Here is a 14,600-nt window from a genome sequence, read left to right on the forward strand (position 1 = left end):
CCGCGTCGCCCATCGCGTAACGCTGGTTGTTGCCGCCCTTGCGCGCGTCCGGCAGCTCGTCCAGCGCTCGGCGGATCCTCGTCACCACCGTTGCCGCCGTGAACCGCTGCGTAGTGGGCTCGGGCTTAGACTCCGGCTTGGGCTCGGGCTTGGGCCTCAGGACCATCGGACTCTCCAGTAACTTGTGAAGAGTCCTTCATAACATCATGCTTTTAGATTTGGAACTGCTGATGTGCCCCGCGGAACGACCGCCCTAAGGCCGCCCAAGGTTTTGGAAGCGCTGTCCCTGGCCCGAGCGCCACCTAGTCGCGGCGAGGACGCCGCTCCCACGGCGGTACGCCGGCGCCTTAGGTCATGCGGCGGCCGTCAGCAGCCTTCACCCGGCGTGCGGTTGTAGACGTCCTCGAAGCGCACGATGTCGTCCTCGCCCAAATAGCCACCGGATTGGACCTCGATGATCTCCAACGGGACCTTGCCCGGGTTCTCCAGGCGGTGGGTGGCGCCCACCGGGATGTAGGTGGACTGGTTCTCGGCGAGGAGGAAGGTGCGCTCGTCGCAGGTCACCCGGGCGGTGCCGGAGACGACGATCCAGTGCTCGGCGCGGTGGTGGTGCATCTGCAGTGACAGGGACTCGCCGGGGCTGACGGTGAGGCGCTTCACCTGGTAGCGCGCGCCGGCGTCGATGGACTCGAAGGCGCCCCAGGGCCGGTGCACGCGCTGGTGGTGGCGGTGCTCGCTGCGCTGGGCGTCCTTCAGGAATTGGGTGACGGCCTTGACGTCCTGGGCGCGGTCCTTGCTCGCCACCAGCACGGCGTCCGGCGTCTCGACGATGATGCAGTTGTCGACGCCGACGGCGGCCACCATGCGGTGCTGGGCGAGCACCAGGTTGTTCTCGGCATCGTGGACGAAGGCGTCGCCGTCCAGCACATTGCCGGCGGCGTCCTGCTCGCGCACCTCCCAGAGCGCGGACCAGGCGCCGACGTCCGACCAGCCAACGGACAAGGGCAGCACCAGGGCTGGCGGCAGGTCCTCCGCGCCGGCCGCAGCGTCGGCGGGCGCGTTGGCAGACAGGCGCTCCATGACGGCGTAGTCGATGGAATCGCTGGGGCAGGCGGCAAAGCGCTCGGCGTCGATGCGCTGGAACTCCCCGTCGCGGCTGCCGGCGCTGTAGGCCGCCTCGCAGGCGTCCAGGATGTCAGGCCGAAAGCGGCGGATCAGGGTGAGCCACACAGACGCCCGCAGCATGAAGATACCGCTGTTCCAAAGGTACTCGCCGCTTTGCAGATAGCCCTCGGCGGTGGCCTGATCCGGCTTCTCGACGAAGGCATGCAGCCGGAAGGCATCGCCCGTCAGCTCCGCCTGGCGATAGGGCTCGCCCTGGCGGATGTAGCCATAGCCCGTCTCGGGCTTGTCGGGCACGATGCCGAAGGTGATGACGGCGCCGGCCTCGGCGAGCTGATAACCATCGGCGACGGTGGCACGAAAGCCCGGCGCATCGGCGATGGTGTGGTCCGCAGGCATCACCAGCAGCACGGGGTCGGTGTCTCCGGCGGTGCCGGCGGCCGCCGTCGCCGCCAGCGCCGCCAGGGTCAGCGCCGGCGCGGTGTTGCGGCCCACGGGCTCCAGCAGGATGGACGCACAGCGCCGCTCCAGAATCCGGAATTGCTCGGCGACGAGAAACCGGTGCGCCTCGTTGCAGACCACCAGCGGGTCCTGCACGTTGAGGCCGAGGCGCGGATGCTCGGCGGCGAGGTGGTCCAGGCGCAGCGCGGTGGCCTGGAGCATGGTGTGCTCGCCCGCCAGGGGCAGAAACTGCTTAGGGTAGGCCTCGCGCGACAACGGCCACAGCCGCGTGCCGGAGCCACCGGAGAGGACGACGGGGAGCAGGGACATAGCGTGTGTTACAGATTGCCGGGCGCCAAGCACGGATTAAAGCAACCGCCCCCCACCCGGTCAAACGAGTACGCACTCCCCCCGCACTCCCGGGTGCAGTGGGGCCGACGCCGCTGCTGCCGGCAAGCGCTTGCCGATAAGTGAGGCGGGCGGGGCCGAGTCCGGGCCCGCGAGACGGCCCTGATCGTAAGCCCGCCCAAGGCTGTGGGAGCGGCGTCCTCGGCGCGATCGGGGCCAGTCGCGGCGAGGACGCCGCTCCCACGGCGCGCAGTTGGTGCACGAAGTTATGATCGAGGCCCGCGATTCGACGCCCCAGCGTGCCGGCACCCGACCATGCACCGATGGACGCAGACGGTTGCCGGTAGGCAGCCGGTCCGGCGCATGCGATCATAGAGGCTATTCGCGCTCGCAGCCCGCGCCGGTCGGCGCCCCATTGCCTTCGTGCCAGCAAAGCAACGCAACATCCTCGTCGTCGGCGGCGGCGGCCGCGAGCACGCCCTCGCGTGGAAGCTCGCGCAGTCGCCACAGGCGGCCCGTGTCTATGTCGCCCCGGGCAATGGCGGCACCGCCACGGAGCCCGGTGTGGAGAACCTGCCCATTGCGGCGACCGATGTGGACCGCCTTGCGGCCTTCGCCGCAGAGGCCGGCATCGACCTTACCGTCGCGGGCCCGGAGGCGCCGCTGGTGGCGGGTATCGTCGATACCTTCACGGCCGCCGGCCTGCGCTGCTTCGGTCCGACACGGGACGCCGCGCGGCTGGAGGGCTCCAAGGCGTTCGCCAAAGACTTCATGCTGCGCCATGGCATCCCGACGGCGCAGTATCAAAGCTTCAGTGATCTGGATGCCGCGCTGGCGTATTTGCAGGAGGTCGGAGCACCAGTGGTGGTCAAGGCGGACGGTCTTGCCGCCGGCAAGGGCGTCATCCTCGCCGACGATCTCGCCACTGCCGAGGCCGCCGTGCGCGACATGCTCGCCGGCGGGCGCTTCGGCGCCGCCGGCGCCACGGTGGTCATCGAGGAATGGCTGCGCGGGCAGGAGGTGAGCTATATCGCCCTGGTGGACGGTGAGCACATCCTGCCGCTGGCGAGCTCGCAGGACCACAAGGCGCGGGACGACGGCGGCCGCGGACCGAACACCGGCGGCATGGGCGCCTTCTCGCCCTCGCCGCTGGTGACGCCGGCCCTGGAGCAGCGCATCTTGGACGAGGTCATGCGCCCGACGGTGACAGGCCTGGCCGCCGACGGTTTGCGGTATGTCGGCTTTCTCTACGCCGGGCTGATGATCTCCGAAGATGGCACGCCCAAGGTTCTGGAATACAATTGCCGTCTGGGCGATCCAGAGACGCAGCCGTTGCTGATGCGCCTGGACTCGGATCTGCTGGAGCTGATCGACGCCGCCCTGGACGGGCGCCTCCAGAGCGTCTCGGCGCATTGGCGGCAAGACACGGCGCTCGGCGTCGTGCTCGCGGCGGGCGGCTATCCGGGACCCTACGACAAGGGCATCACCTTGTCGGGCCCGTTGGACCGTGCAACCGCCGACATCAAGGTGTTCCACGCAGGTACCGCGCTCAGCGACGGCGAAATCCTCAGCAACGGCGGGCGCGTCCTGTGCGCCACGGCGCTCGGGGCCGATCTGCGGGCAGCACACGAGCGGGCTTATGCCACCTTGGCGGAAATCGAGATGCCCGAGGGCTTCTACCGGAGAGATATCGGCCTCGTCCGGCCGCCCTGATTGTCGGCTGCCTTCGCAGCACGGCAAGATCCTGGGCTGCCGGGAGCGAGCACGAGGCTCCAGGCACGCGCGAAGTCCGCAGGCGTTGGAAAATTTTACAGTCAAGGCTGACATCGAAACTCGTCATAGCGAAAAAGGGTGCGGCAGCACAACCACTTAGGCCCAACGGCACCTTTTTTGCAGATAGCTAGAACGTAGACTGCAAAGTGTAAAGGACGCGAGATGAGTGAACAGCCTCCCAACCAGGCCGACAACCGGCGCCCCAAAGCGGAAGCCAAGGCTGCTGCGCGCTCGGGCAGCCCCGATACGCCCGAATCCGGGCGGCGCCGCAGTCTGCTGAAGGCCGCCGCGTCCGCCGCACCGGTGATCGCCACCCTGCCGAGCGGCGAGGCACTCGCGAACGCGAGTGCTTTGCAGTGCGTCATCAATGAGCAAAACCAAGCGGGTCCACCCGTCACTGTAGACATACCCGTTCCCGATGACGATACCTATGTACGAGTTTCCGGAGAGGTTCGCGAATACTTTACAGAAGCGAGCAACGCCGGCCCAGGGGAGCGAAGGACAGTGTATTTTTTTGAAGGTGATGTACCTCAAGCCAACATTCTGGTAAATCCCGATGGCAGCTGGTTTGACGATACGGGATGGCAACAAGATAATAGTCAAACAAGGGAGGCGGCATTCCTGGTTCAATACAATGCCACCACCACAGATCCAACCACAGCAGAGGTGAATACGGAGTGCGAGTTAGAAGTAGGGACTGACTCGTGGACTGGCATTGTTACCGGACCTAGGGCTCCGCAGCACTGCTTCTATCCCATGGCCGTTAAAGCCCCACAGGGAAATGCCGGAAACGTTCCTCTAACCACATCTTGCCTAGCAAGCTTTAACGGTCTATAGGTGGACCTGCGATTCTCCTGCGCTTCCTGACAGTACTGGTCAGCAGAGCATACGTTATCGGAATCAGCGCTGTCGCGCTGGGTAACGGAGGTTCGAGAGCTTCACAGTGGGAACTGCCTCTTGCCAAATCCGGCAATCGTGCTGGGGTGTTGTTAAGTCTAAAGAGAGTCTCATTTGGGCCGAATGGTCGCCGGATAGCTTTCTTTTTCACGGTGAAACCGGGGAAACGCATCTCCTGAGCAACCTACCGGCCTTTATACTGCAAACACTACAAGCTGGCTCCAAAACGACCAGCGAGATCCGTCGGGAAACCGCAGCAGCTTGCGACACCGACGACGACGACGCCTGGCAACGCAAGATCCTGTCAATCCTCGCCAATCTAGAAGAGCTCGAGCTGGTCGAGCGGCAAACCTCCGCTGACGTGTGATCCATGCGGCAGTCGTCCTCACGCCGCGGCTGGCTGCGGCGGCGTAGCGCTCGCGCTGGCGGCATCTACCGCTTAGGCCCCTTCGCAGCGCGCGTCGAGACCCCGCTGCGCGGCCTGCGCAATCTGATCACTTGGTGCTACGGGGAGCCCCTGCCGCCGAGCGCCCAGCCAATCGTCCAGTTCGTCGTCCGGATCGATCATGGGCCCCTGTACCGCCGCCTCATTGCGCCGCAGGCCGTCTTCCACGCAGACACCCAGACGCCGTTCGCGCCCTTTCCCCGGGACCATGCATTCCCGCTGCTGGAATGGGGCCTCAATTGGTGTATCGCGACCCGCGCCCATCAATACCTGATGCTGCATGCCGGCGTGCTGGAGCGCGATGGCCACGCCCTCATTCTCCCGGCGCTGCCGGGCTCCGGTAAGAGCACGCTGACGGCGGCCCTCGCGCTGAGCGGCTGGCGGCTCTTCTCCGACGAGTTCGGACTGCTGGATTGGCGCACCGGCTCACTGCAGCCACTGCCGCGGCCCATTCCGCTGAAGAATCGCTCCATCGACATCATCCGCGAGCGCGTGCCGGTGCAGGACGATCTCGGCCCGACCTTCCCGAAGACCCGCAAGGGGGATGTCGCCCACCTGCGGCCACCGCCGGAGAGCCGGCGTCGCCAGTATGAAATGGCGCGGCCGGCCTGGATCATCTTTCCGCGCTATCGGGCAGGACATCCGCTGCGGATCACGCCGCTGAATCAGTCCCTGGCCTTCACCCGTTTGTCGCAGAATGCCTTCAATTACCATTTGCTCGGCGCAACGGGCTTCGACGCCCTAAAGGGCTTGATCGAAGGATGCCATTGCTGGAGCGCGGAGTACGGCGACCTGGCGAGTATTCTCTCGGCCCTGGAGCAGCTGCCGGAGCCATGAGCATCCTGCTGACCGTGCTCCGGGACCCGGATGCGCTGCCGCGGCTCACGAGGCAGGACTGGAACTTGCTGCTGCGCGAAAGCCGCTCGCAGCAGCTCTGCGCACGCCTGAGCTGGATCATCGAGACGCGGGGCCAGGTCTCGGCCTGCCCGGAGGCGGCCTGGATCGACCTGGCCGCACAGCGCTTCTTCGCCGAGCACAAGCAGGCCCAGGTGCGCCTGGAGCTGCGCAAGCTCCGCAAGGCGCTGGCGCCCAAAGGCGTTCCGATTCTGCTGCTGAAGGGCGCTGCCTACGCCCATGCCGGGCTGCGCGTCGCGCGCGGGCGCGACTTCGCCGACCTGGACATCATGGTGCCGACAGATCAGCTGGAAGCCGCGGAGACGGCCCTGGAGGCTGGCGGCTGGCTCATGGAGACGAAAGACCGCTACGACCAGCGCTACTACCGGCGCTGGATGCATGAGCTGCCGCCCATGCATCACCGCACGCGCTCGTTCGAGGTGGACATCCACCATGCGCTGCTGCCCCTCACCGGGCGGCTGCGGCCGAATCCGGCGCTGCTCTGGGCGGCGAGCCGCGTGCTGCCGGACAGCCCCTGTCGCGTCCTCTGCGACGAGGACATGCTGCTGCACAGCGCCGCCCAGGTGTTCCAGGACGGCGAGATCGCCGGCGAGCTGGGCGCACTCCTGGATCTACACCAGCTCATGGAGGAATTGGGTCAGCGCGAGGGCTTCTGGCAGCGCCTGGTGCCTCGGGCGGAAGCGCTGCAGCTCGGCCGACCCCTGTATTACGCACTGCGCTTCTGCACCAAGCTGCTGGACACGCCGGTGCCTGCCGAGGTGCTGCGCGCCGCCCAGGCGCAAGCGCCGGGCCGGGTCAGCAAGGGCCTGATGGATCGGCTCGTGCCGCGGGTGCTGGAGCCGCGCTACCCGACGCGGCGCCCGGCCCATGTCGCCGCCTGGTTCCTGTACATGCGCTCGCACTGGCTGCGCATGCCGCCGGGGCTGCTGGCCCTGCACCTGCTGCGCAAGGCGCTGCGCACCGGCAAGGCCGGATAAAGACGGCTCGGGCGCTCAGGCGTCCACGCGCGCGGCGATGCGCGGCATCAATCCCTCGCGCACGAAGCTCGCAAGGGGCACCAGCGCCGGATAGCGCATCCCCACCTGCTGCACGTAGCCCAGGGTTCGGGGCAGAGAGCCGAGGTAGTCGGGCCGGCCGTCGCGCAGCGCGAGCCGCGCGAAGATGCCGGCCGCCTTCAGGTGCCGCTGAATGCCCATCAGGTCGAACCAAGCCGCAAAGGACGCCGCGTGCTCCTCGGCGAGCACACCGCACTGCACGGCGAGCGCGAAGTAGGCGTCCGCCCAGCTCTGCACCCGTTCTTCGGGCCAGTCGATGTAGCAATCCCGCAGCAGGGAGACCAAGTCGTAGCTCACCGGGCCGATCACGGCGTCCTGAAAGTCCAGGATACCCGGATTGCCCTGCTCGGTGAGCATCAGGTTGCGGCTGTGGAAGTCGCGATGCACACAGACCCGGGGCTGTGCCAGCGCACTCTCCACGAGCAGGTCGTAGGTGATCTCCAGCATGGGCCGATCCTGCTCGGCGCGCGGCAGCGCCAGCAAGCCGTCCAGCAGCCATTCGTCGAAGATGCCGAGCTCGCGGCGCAGGAAGGGCTCGTCGTAGTCCGGCAGGCCCTCCCGCGGGCCTGCGGACTGCAGGGCGATGAGGGCGCCGATGGCGTCGCCATACAGGCGGTCGGCGTTGTTGGGATGCAACTGGTCCAGGTATTGACGCTCGCCGAGATCGCCCACCAGCAGAAAGCCCTGCGCCAGATCCTGCGCATAGACCTCCGGCACGTTCAGGCCAATGGCCCGCAGGGCGCGAGCCAGGCGCACGAAGCCGGCGCTGTCCTCGCGCTCCGGCGGCGCATCGACGGCGATCAGGCTCCCGCCGCCACGGGACGGGTGCCGAGACAGGCGCCAATAGCGGCGAAAGCTCGCATCCGCCGACGCGGGCGTGAGCACCGGGACCTCGCCGTCAAGGTGTCCACGCAACCATGCTCGCAAACGCTCTGTGCGATCGGCCAAGCCAACCTCCGCTACCGCCAAGACCGGCCATTGCGGGCCGCGCCAGGGGCCGCAGCCTAGCAGATTCGCTCAGCCGATTGATGCAGGGTGTGGAATATGCGACTTTGTGCAATTGTGCTGCGCTTGCCGACGGCCAACGCCGCTGCGGCGATAAGAGCCTTGCGGACGGACCCGCTGCCGGCCCGTCCAGTCGGGCTTTCGCCTCTGCGCCCAGCCGGGCCGACGCAGTGCGCCACATCCGGCAACAGCAGGAGCGCCCAGGTCAGCGCCCAGCTCAGCGCCCAGCTCAGCGCCGGGTCGGCGGACCACCGCACCAGCGGCGAAGTCCGCGCAAACCAACGAAGTCCATGCCATCCGCCACCTGCCCCCAATGTCTCTGTCGCGCCTGGGCCATCATGGGCGTACTGGCGTTGCCGGCCGCGACAATGGCCGAGCCTCGGCAGCCGGTGGCGGACGCGCCGGCGCAGCCCGCCCCCGCGGAGCTGCCCCCGGCGCCGAATCTGCTGGCGGACCCGGGGCCGCTTTCGGCGTCTCCCGGCCTGTCGCCGCAACTGTCGACGCCCCCGCTGACAGCGCCCACCGCTGACGCGGCACCGGCCGACGAGCCCCTCTGGGTGCTCCCGCAGGCAGCCATTCCGGAGCGGATCCCCACGCTGCCGGGTGCCCGGCCGGTGCGCGACCGCGGTTATCTGGACCGCCCCGAGACGGCTGGCAAGATTACCGCCGAGCCCATCGAGCGCGACTCCGCCCGCCTCGAGCGCGGTCTGGAGTGGGCCTACTGCGGCCCACGGCCTCCATCGGTGGGCGCGCCGGGAGACCCCCTGGCGCCGCCGTCGGATGCGCCGGCGGGCCCCATCGATCTGAATGCCGGCGGCATTGTCTATCGCCGCGATTCGAACGTCGTGGACGCCGTCGGCGGGGTCAGCATGGTGCGCGACGAGCAGCGCGTGGAGGCGGACGCCCTGCGCTACGATCGCCGACGGCAGACCGTCATCAGCCCGGCGAATACCTATCTGGAGTACCCGCAGCTGCGTATCCTGGGCGACGGCACCGAGATCAACCTGGACACGGAGCAAGGCCGCGTCGATGCGCCGCGGTTTCGCTTGAGCGGACCGCTGAACGTGCGCGGGCGCGCCGACACCGCCTATGTGGTGAGCCCCTCGCGCACCGCCTACCGCGACATCCTCTACACCAGCTGCCCGCCCGGCAGCAACGCTTGGTCCCTGCGCGCCAACCGGCTCAAGCTGGATCAGGAAGCCGGGCTCGGCATCGCCCGAGACGCGCACTTGCGTATCGCCGGCATGCCGGTGCTCTATACGCCCTATCTCCAGTTTCCCATCGACGATCGCCGCCGCAGCGGCTTCCTGGCGCCGTCCTTCGGCTCCTCGCAGGACAACGGCTTCGAGCTCAAGACGCCTTACTACTGGAACATCGCCCCGAACCTCGACGCCACCTTCACACCGCGCCTGATGAGCGAGCGGGGCCTGCTGCTCGGCACCGAGCTACGCTGGCTCACGCGCCCGGATGCCGGCGAGCTGCGCGCCGAGGTGTTACCGGATGACAGCGCCCATGAGGGCGACGAGCGCTTCCGCTGGGCGGTCAATGCCCTGGAGGAAGGTCGCTGGCTCGGCCGCCTGCGAACCTCCCTCGACTTCAGCGCCATCAGCGACGACCAATACCTGGAAGACCTGGGCAACAACATCGACGCCACCAGCACGCGGCGCCTGCGCCAGCGCGGCGATGTCACCTACTATGGCCGCGGCTGGTCGTTGCGGACCCGGCTCGAGGGCTTCCAGACCATCGACGATACCCGCCCGTCCGCCAGGCCCTATGGGCGGCTGCCGCAGATTCTGCTCCGGCTCAATCCGCAGGATCTCCTGCCCGAGCGCGTGCCCGCCAACCTGGGGCGCCCAAGCCTTTCCCTCGACGCCGAATACAATTACTTCGATCACAACCACCGGGTGCGCGGTCAGCGCTTCTCCATGACCCCGGTGCTAAGCTGGCCGCTGCAGCGCAGCTTCGGGCACTTGATCCCGGGCGCGCGGCTGTATCTGTCCAGCTACGACTTGACGGACACCGACCCAGGCGCGCCCACCGATCCCGGTCATGCAATCCCGAGCCTCGAACTGGACGGCAAGCTGATCTTCGAGCGCGAGACCCAGTGGCTCGGCGAGGCGGCGCTGCAAACCCTGGAGCCACGCCTGTATTATCTTTATACGCCGTTCGAAGATCAGCGCGAGACGCCGGTCTTCGACAGCTCGGAGCTGGACTTCAGCTTCGCCAACCTGTTCCGCAACAACCGTTTCACGGGCCGCGACCGCATCGGCGACGCCAACCAGGTGACGGCGGGCATCAGCTCACGGATGCTCCGCGCTACCACGGGCGAGGAGCTGTTGCGCTTGAGCCTCGGCCAGATCTACTACTTCAGCAACCGGCGGGTGCAGATCGCAGGGCCCCCGCAAACGGACGACACCTCCCCCTACACCGGCGAGCTCACGGCCCAGCTGTTCGAGCACTGGTCCGGACGTGCCAGCTTCCAATGGGACCCGGATACCGCGGAGGATACCTTGCCGCGGCGCACGCTGCGCCTGGTCTACCAGGACCCCGAGCAGCGCATGCTGAACCTGGCCTACCGCACGGACCTGACCCCTGCGGAGCAGAACAGGTACGAGGACGCGGACGTCTCCTTCCGACTGCCCTTCGGCGCCCGCGCCGAGATGGTCGGTCGCTGGCTCTATTCGGTGCGACATGGCGAGACCATGGACGCCTTCGCCGGCATCGAGCTCGGGCAGTGCTGCTGGCGCATACGCGTGCTGGGCCGGCACTTCAAGCGCCGCCCACAAGACGCGGCGAGCACCTCAGTGATGCTGCAGGTGGAGCTCGCCGGACTCGGCGCCATCGGCGACCCGATCGGTGCATTCCTGGAACGCGAAATCTATGGCTACACCCCTTATTGAGCAGCTTCTTCCTCGGCGCGCCGCCGCGCGCTGGCGCCGGCCGCAGCGGCGCGCCTGGACGCCGGCACGGATGCTGTTGCTCTGCACGCTGCTGGCGCTCGCCGGCAGCCCGGCGCTGGCGAGCCGCCCGCTGGACAGCATCGTCGCGGTGGTCAACAACGACGTCATCGTCCACAGCGAGCTCCAGGCCGAGATCGACCTGGTGCTGCCGGAGCTCCAGGCGCGCGGCACCAACATCCCCTCGCGCGAGGTACTGGAAAAGCAGGTGCTGGAGCGGCTCATCCTGAAGCGCCTGCAGGTGCAACAGGCCGAGCAGCTCGGTATCGAGGTGGACGAAGAGACGCTCACCGAGGCCCTGAACGGCATCGCCGCCCGCAACGGCCTCAGCCTGGAGGAGCTGCGCTTGACCCTGGAGCAAAACGGCGTGGACTTCGACAACTTCCGCGAGGATACCCGCTCCCAAATCCTCACCAGCCAACTGCAGCAGCAGGCGGTCATGCGCAACATCCGGGTCAGCGACGCGGAGGTGGATCGGTTCCTGGAGCAGGAAGCGGACACCCTGATCCAGCGCCGCGAGGTGAAGCTCCAGCATATTCTGGTGGCGCTGCCGGACGGCCCGACTGCGAGCCAAGTAGCTGCGGCGCGCAGCAAGGCGCAGGGTTTGCTGCGGCGCCTGCGTGACGGTGCCGACTTCGCCAGCATCGCGGCGGCGCAGTCGGACGGCCGCCGAGCCCTGGACGGCGGCGATTTGGGCTGGTTCCCGATGGCCGAAGTGCCGACACTGGCCGTTGAGGCTTCGCAGACCCTGGCCAAAGGCGAGGTCACAGACCCCATCAAGAGCCCGAGCGGCTTCCATCTCATCAAGATCGCCGACATCAAGGGCGACGACCCCGAGCCGGTGCGCCAGACCCAGGCCCGACACATCCTGATCCGCACCAACGAGATGGTCTCGGAGGACGACGCCCGCCGGCGCTTGGAGCAGCTGCGGCTGCGCATCCTCGGGGGCGATGACTTCGCCACCCTCGCCCGCGCGCACTCCGATGACACGGGCACCGCCCTCAAGGGCGGCGACCTGGGCTGGGTGGACCCCGGTGACACGGTGCCGGAGTTCGAGGAGGCCATGGACGCCCTCGCGCCCGGCGAGGTGAGCCAGCCCTTCCGCAGCCCCTTCGGCTGGCATATCGTGCAGGTGCAGGAGCGCCGCCAACAGGACACCACCGACGAGCTCCTGCGTATGAAGGCCGAAGCGGCGCTGCGTCAGCGCAAGGCGGAGGAGGCCACCGACATCTGGCTGCGCCAGCTCCGCGACGAGGCCTACGTCGACCTGCGTCTGGACCAGGGCGACTATTGACGGTTGACCCGCACAACACGCACCCGCCACCGCTCCGACCCGGTAGGCCGCCCGGCGCCGAAGCCGGCGCGCCGGAGTCGAACCGCCGACGAGCCCGCGACCACTAGGACCTCACCCCGATGAGCCCGCGCCCAGTCAACGCCGTAGCGCGCATCGCGCTGACCCCCGGCGAGCCGGCCGGTATCGGCCCGGATCTCTGTGTGATGCTCGCCCAGCAAGCGCATCCGGCGGAGCTGGTCGCACTCTGCGATCCGAGCCTGCTCCAAGAGCGCGCGGCGGCCCTGCGTCTACCCCTGACCCTGGAGCCACTGGCGACGGACGAGCGCATCGCGCCACCCGCGCCCCAGGCCGCCGGCACCCTGCGCATCGACCCGGTCGCCCGGCTGCGGGCGCCGGCAGTGCCGGGGCGGCTGGACACCGGCAACGCCGGCTATGTGCTGGAAACGCTCGCGGCCACCTGCCGCGGCTGCCAACAAGGCCGCTATGACGCCGTTGTCACGGCGCCAGTGCACAAGGGCGTCATCAACGACGCCGGTCTTGCCTTCACGGGCCACACCGAGCTCTTCGCCGAGCACTGCGGCGGCAAGCCGGTGATGCTGCTGGCCGCGCCCGGCCTCAAGGTGGCGCTGGCCACCACCCATCTGGCGCTCCGCGACGTGCCGGCGGCGCTCAATCGCCAGCTCATTGGGGAGGTGCTGGACACCCTGCTCGCGGAGCTCCCGCGCCGCTTCGGGATCAGCAAGCCGCGCATCGCCGTCTGCGGCCTGAACCCGCACGCAGGCGAAGGCGGCCACCTCGGCGACGAAGAGATCGAGATCATCGCCCCGGTGCTCACGCGCTTTCGCGCAGCCGGCGCCGACGTGCGCGGTCCGCTGCCGGCGGATACCGCCTTCTTGCCGCCGGTGCTGGCGGACACCGACGTGGTGCTCGCCATGTACCACGACCAGGGGCTGCCGGTGCTCAAGCACATGGGCTTCGGCGAGGCCGTCAACGTGACCCTCGGCCTCCCGATCATCCGCACCTCGGTGGATCATGGCACGGCCCTGGACCTGGCCGGCACCGGCCGTGCCGACGCCGGCAGCCTAGGCGCCGCACTGGCCATGGCCATGGACATGGCGGCGCGCTCGAGTGCGGCCGGCGGCTGAAGCCGGGAGTCGTCGGTCGCGGCTGCCGCGGCGACTCAAGCGCCTGCCGCAGCCCCAGGCGCCGCCATGCACCGGCGCACACAGAGCGCCACCTCCAGGGCCCGCAGCCCGACGGCGCCGTCCACCAACGGCTGGCGGCCGGTCCGAACGCAGTCCACGAAGGCCGCGATTTCCGCATCCAACGGCTTCACTGGCTCCACGGCGATGCGCTCGCGCAGGATCTCCGGGCGCGGCTGGCCGGGGCGCGGGACGGGTCGGGCGATGTCCAGGGTCTGGCCGACGAAATCCAGCGACAGATACGCACCTGCCTGGAAGACGCGAATGCGCCGGACTGTTTGCTCGGAGACGCGGCTCGCGACGATGTTGGCCACGGCGCCGTTGGCGAGCTCCAGCCGCGCATTGGCGATGTCCACATGCTCCGTGAGCACCGGCGTTCCCACGGCCCGCACGTCGCTGAGCTCACCGCCGACGAGCGCGAGGATGATATCGATGTCGTGGATCATCAGGTCAGCGACCACATCCACATCCGTGGCGCGCTCGTTGAAGCCGCCCATGCGCTGGGCCTCGACGAAGCGCGGGTGCTGGATACGCTCGGCGAGCGCCATGATGCCCGCGTTGAAGCGCTCCAAGTGGCCGATCTGCAGCATGGCACCGGAGGTCTCGGCGAGCCGCAGGATCTCCCGGCCCTGCGCCATATCCGGTGCCACCGGCTTCTCCAGCAACATGTGCACGCCGGCCTCCAGATAGGGCCTAGCGACCGCCAGGTGGGCCGACGTGGGCACGACGATACTCACGGCGTCCACCTGCCCGATGAGCGCCGCCGGGCTCGCGACTGCGGCGCAGCCCGCCTCCGCAGCCACGGCTTCGGCGCGTGCCTGGTCGGTGTCGGCGACGCCCACCAGCTCGACGCCGTCGAGCCCGGCATAGATCAGGGCATGGAAGCGCCCGAGATACCCGACCCCGACGACGCCGACGCGCACTGCCCGTTCCATGCCGATCCCCCCGTTCGAGTCGCTGATGCCGCGTCGCATGATAGCCGCTTTCGCCCGCCGGAGGATCGCGCGACCGCCCGGTCGCTGCACGGTACAGCGCCGGCACGACCATCGGCGAGGCTATCACCTTGGGCAACCGCGGGCGACGGCGTATGCTCTCAGTGTGGGAGCCGTGGGCGCAGCCCGCGCTCCCGCCCCGCCCACCCTTGAG

General features: G+C 68.4%; 11 protein-coding genes. 8 read left to right on the forward strand and 3 right to left on the reverse strand.

Features of this window, described 5'->3' with window-relative positions; all coding sequences use genetic code 11:
• Positions 1 to 366 precede the first annotated feature (366 nt).
• On the reverse strand, positions 367 to 1,893 hold the full coding sequence (locus tag CKO31_RS23130) for a mannose-1-phosphate guanylyltransferase/mannose-6-phosphate isomerase (RefSeq protein WP_200242142.1): 1,527 nt from the start codon (positions 1,891 to 1,893) through the stop codon (positions 367 to 369).
• A 441-nt stretch (positions 1,894 to 2,334) separates the two neighbouring features.
• Here CKO31_RS23130 and purD point away from each other — a divergent pair, with 441 nt between their 5' ends.
• The 5 genes from purD to CKO31_RS23155 all read left to right on the forward strand — a co-directional run bounded on the left by purD (position 2,335) and on the right by CKO31_RS23155 (position 6,918).
• Positions 2,335 to 3,624, forward strand: coding sequence for a phosphoribosylamine--glycine ligase (purD, locus tag CKO31_RS23135; RefSeq protein ID WP_200242144.1), 1,290 nt, complete (start codon positions 2,335 to 2,337; stop codon positions 3,622 to 3,624).
• Between the two features lie 222 nt (positions 3,625 to 3,846).
• On the forward strand, positions 3,847 to 4,521 hold the full coding sequence (locus CKO31_RS23140) for a hypothetical protein (protein WP_200242146.1): 675 nt from the start codon (positions 3,847 to 3,849) through the stop codon (positions 4,519 to 4,521).
• A gap of 106 nt (positions 4,522 to 4,627) precedes the next feature.
• Complete coding sequence (locus CKO31_RS27040) at positions 4,628 to 4,948, forward strand: HPr-rel-A system PqqD family peptide chaperone (protein WP_200242148.1); 321 nt, start codon at positions 4,628 to 4,630, stop codon at positions 4,946 to 4,948.
• A gap of 3 nt (positions 4,949 to 4,951) precedes the next feature.
• Positions 4,952 to 5,863, forward strand: coding sequence for an HprK-related kinase A (locus CKO31_RS23150; RefSeq protein WP_200242158.1), 912 nt, complete (start codon positions 4,952 to 4,954; stop codon positions 5,861 to 5,863).
• Positions 5,860 to 6,918, forward strand: coding sequence for a nucleotidyltransferase domain-containing protein (locus tag CKO31_RS23155; protein ID WP_200242161.1), 1,059 nt, complete (start codon positions 5,860 to 5,862; stop codon positions 6,916 to 6,918). The genes CKO31_RS23150 and CKO31_RS23155 overlap by 4 nt, the downstream gene beginning before the upstream one ends.
• 15 nt (positions 6,919 to 6,933) lie before the next feature.
• Here CKO31_RS23155 and CKO31_RS23160 read toward each other — a convergent pair whose 3' ends face one another.
• Positions 6,934 to 7,944, reverse strand: a complete 1,011-nt coding sequence (locus CKO31_RS23160) for an aminoglycoside phosphotransferase family protein (protein ID WP_200242177.1) — start codon at positions 7,942 to 7,944, stop codon at positions 6,934 to 6,936.
• A 347-nt stretch (positions 7,945 to 8,291) separates the two neighbouring features.
• On the opposite strand from CKO31_RS23160, the gene CKO31_RS23165 reads away from it, so the two are divergent.
• The 3 genes from CKO31_RS23165 to pdxA all read left to right on the forward strand — a co-directional run bounded on the left by CKO31_RS23165 (position 8,292) and on the right by pdxA (position 13,397).
• Entirely contained in the window at positions 8,292 to 10,901 is a 2,610-nt protein-coding gene (locus tag CKO31_RS23165; protein ID WP_200242180.1) for an LPS-assembly protein LptD, read from the forward strand.
• A 70-nt stretch (positions 10,902 to 10,971) separates the two neighbouring features.
• Positions 10,972 to 12,252 (forward strand): peptidylprolyl isomerase, encoded by a 1,281-nt coding sequence (locus CKO31_RS23170; protein WP_200242185.1) that lies wholly within the window; start codon positions 10,972 to 10,974, stop codon positions 12,250 to 12,252.
• A gap of 119 nt (positions 12,253 to 12,371) precedes the next feature.
• Entirely contained in the window at positions 12,372 to 13,397 is a 1,026-nt protein-coding gene (pdxA, locus tag CKO31_RS23175; protein ID WP_200242183.1) for a 4-hydroxythreonine-4-phosphate dehydrogenase PdxA, read from the forward strand.
• Between the two features lie 35 nt (positions 13,398 to 13,432).
• Here pdxA and CKO31_RS23180 read toward each other — a convergent pair whose 3' ends face one another.
• The gene (locus tag CKO31_RS23180; RefSeq protein WP_200242188.1) at positions 13,433 to 14,389 is read right to left on the reverse strand and encodes a Gfo/Idh/MocA family protein; all 957 of its coding nucleotides are present in this window, start codon (positions 14,387 to 14,389) and stop codon (positions 13,433 to 13,435) included.
• Positions 14,390 to 14,600: the final 211 nt, after the last annotated feature.

The sequence above is a fragment of the Thiohalocapsa halophila genome, assembly GCF_016583825.1.
In the GTDB taxonomy this organism is placed as follows: domain Bacteria; phylum Pseudomonadota; class Gammaproteobacteria; order Chromatiales; family Chromatiaceae; genus Thiohalocapsa; species Thiohalocapsa halophila.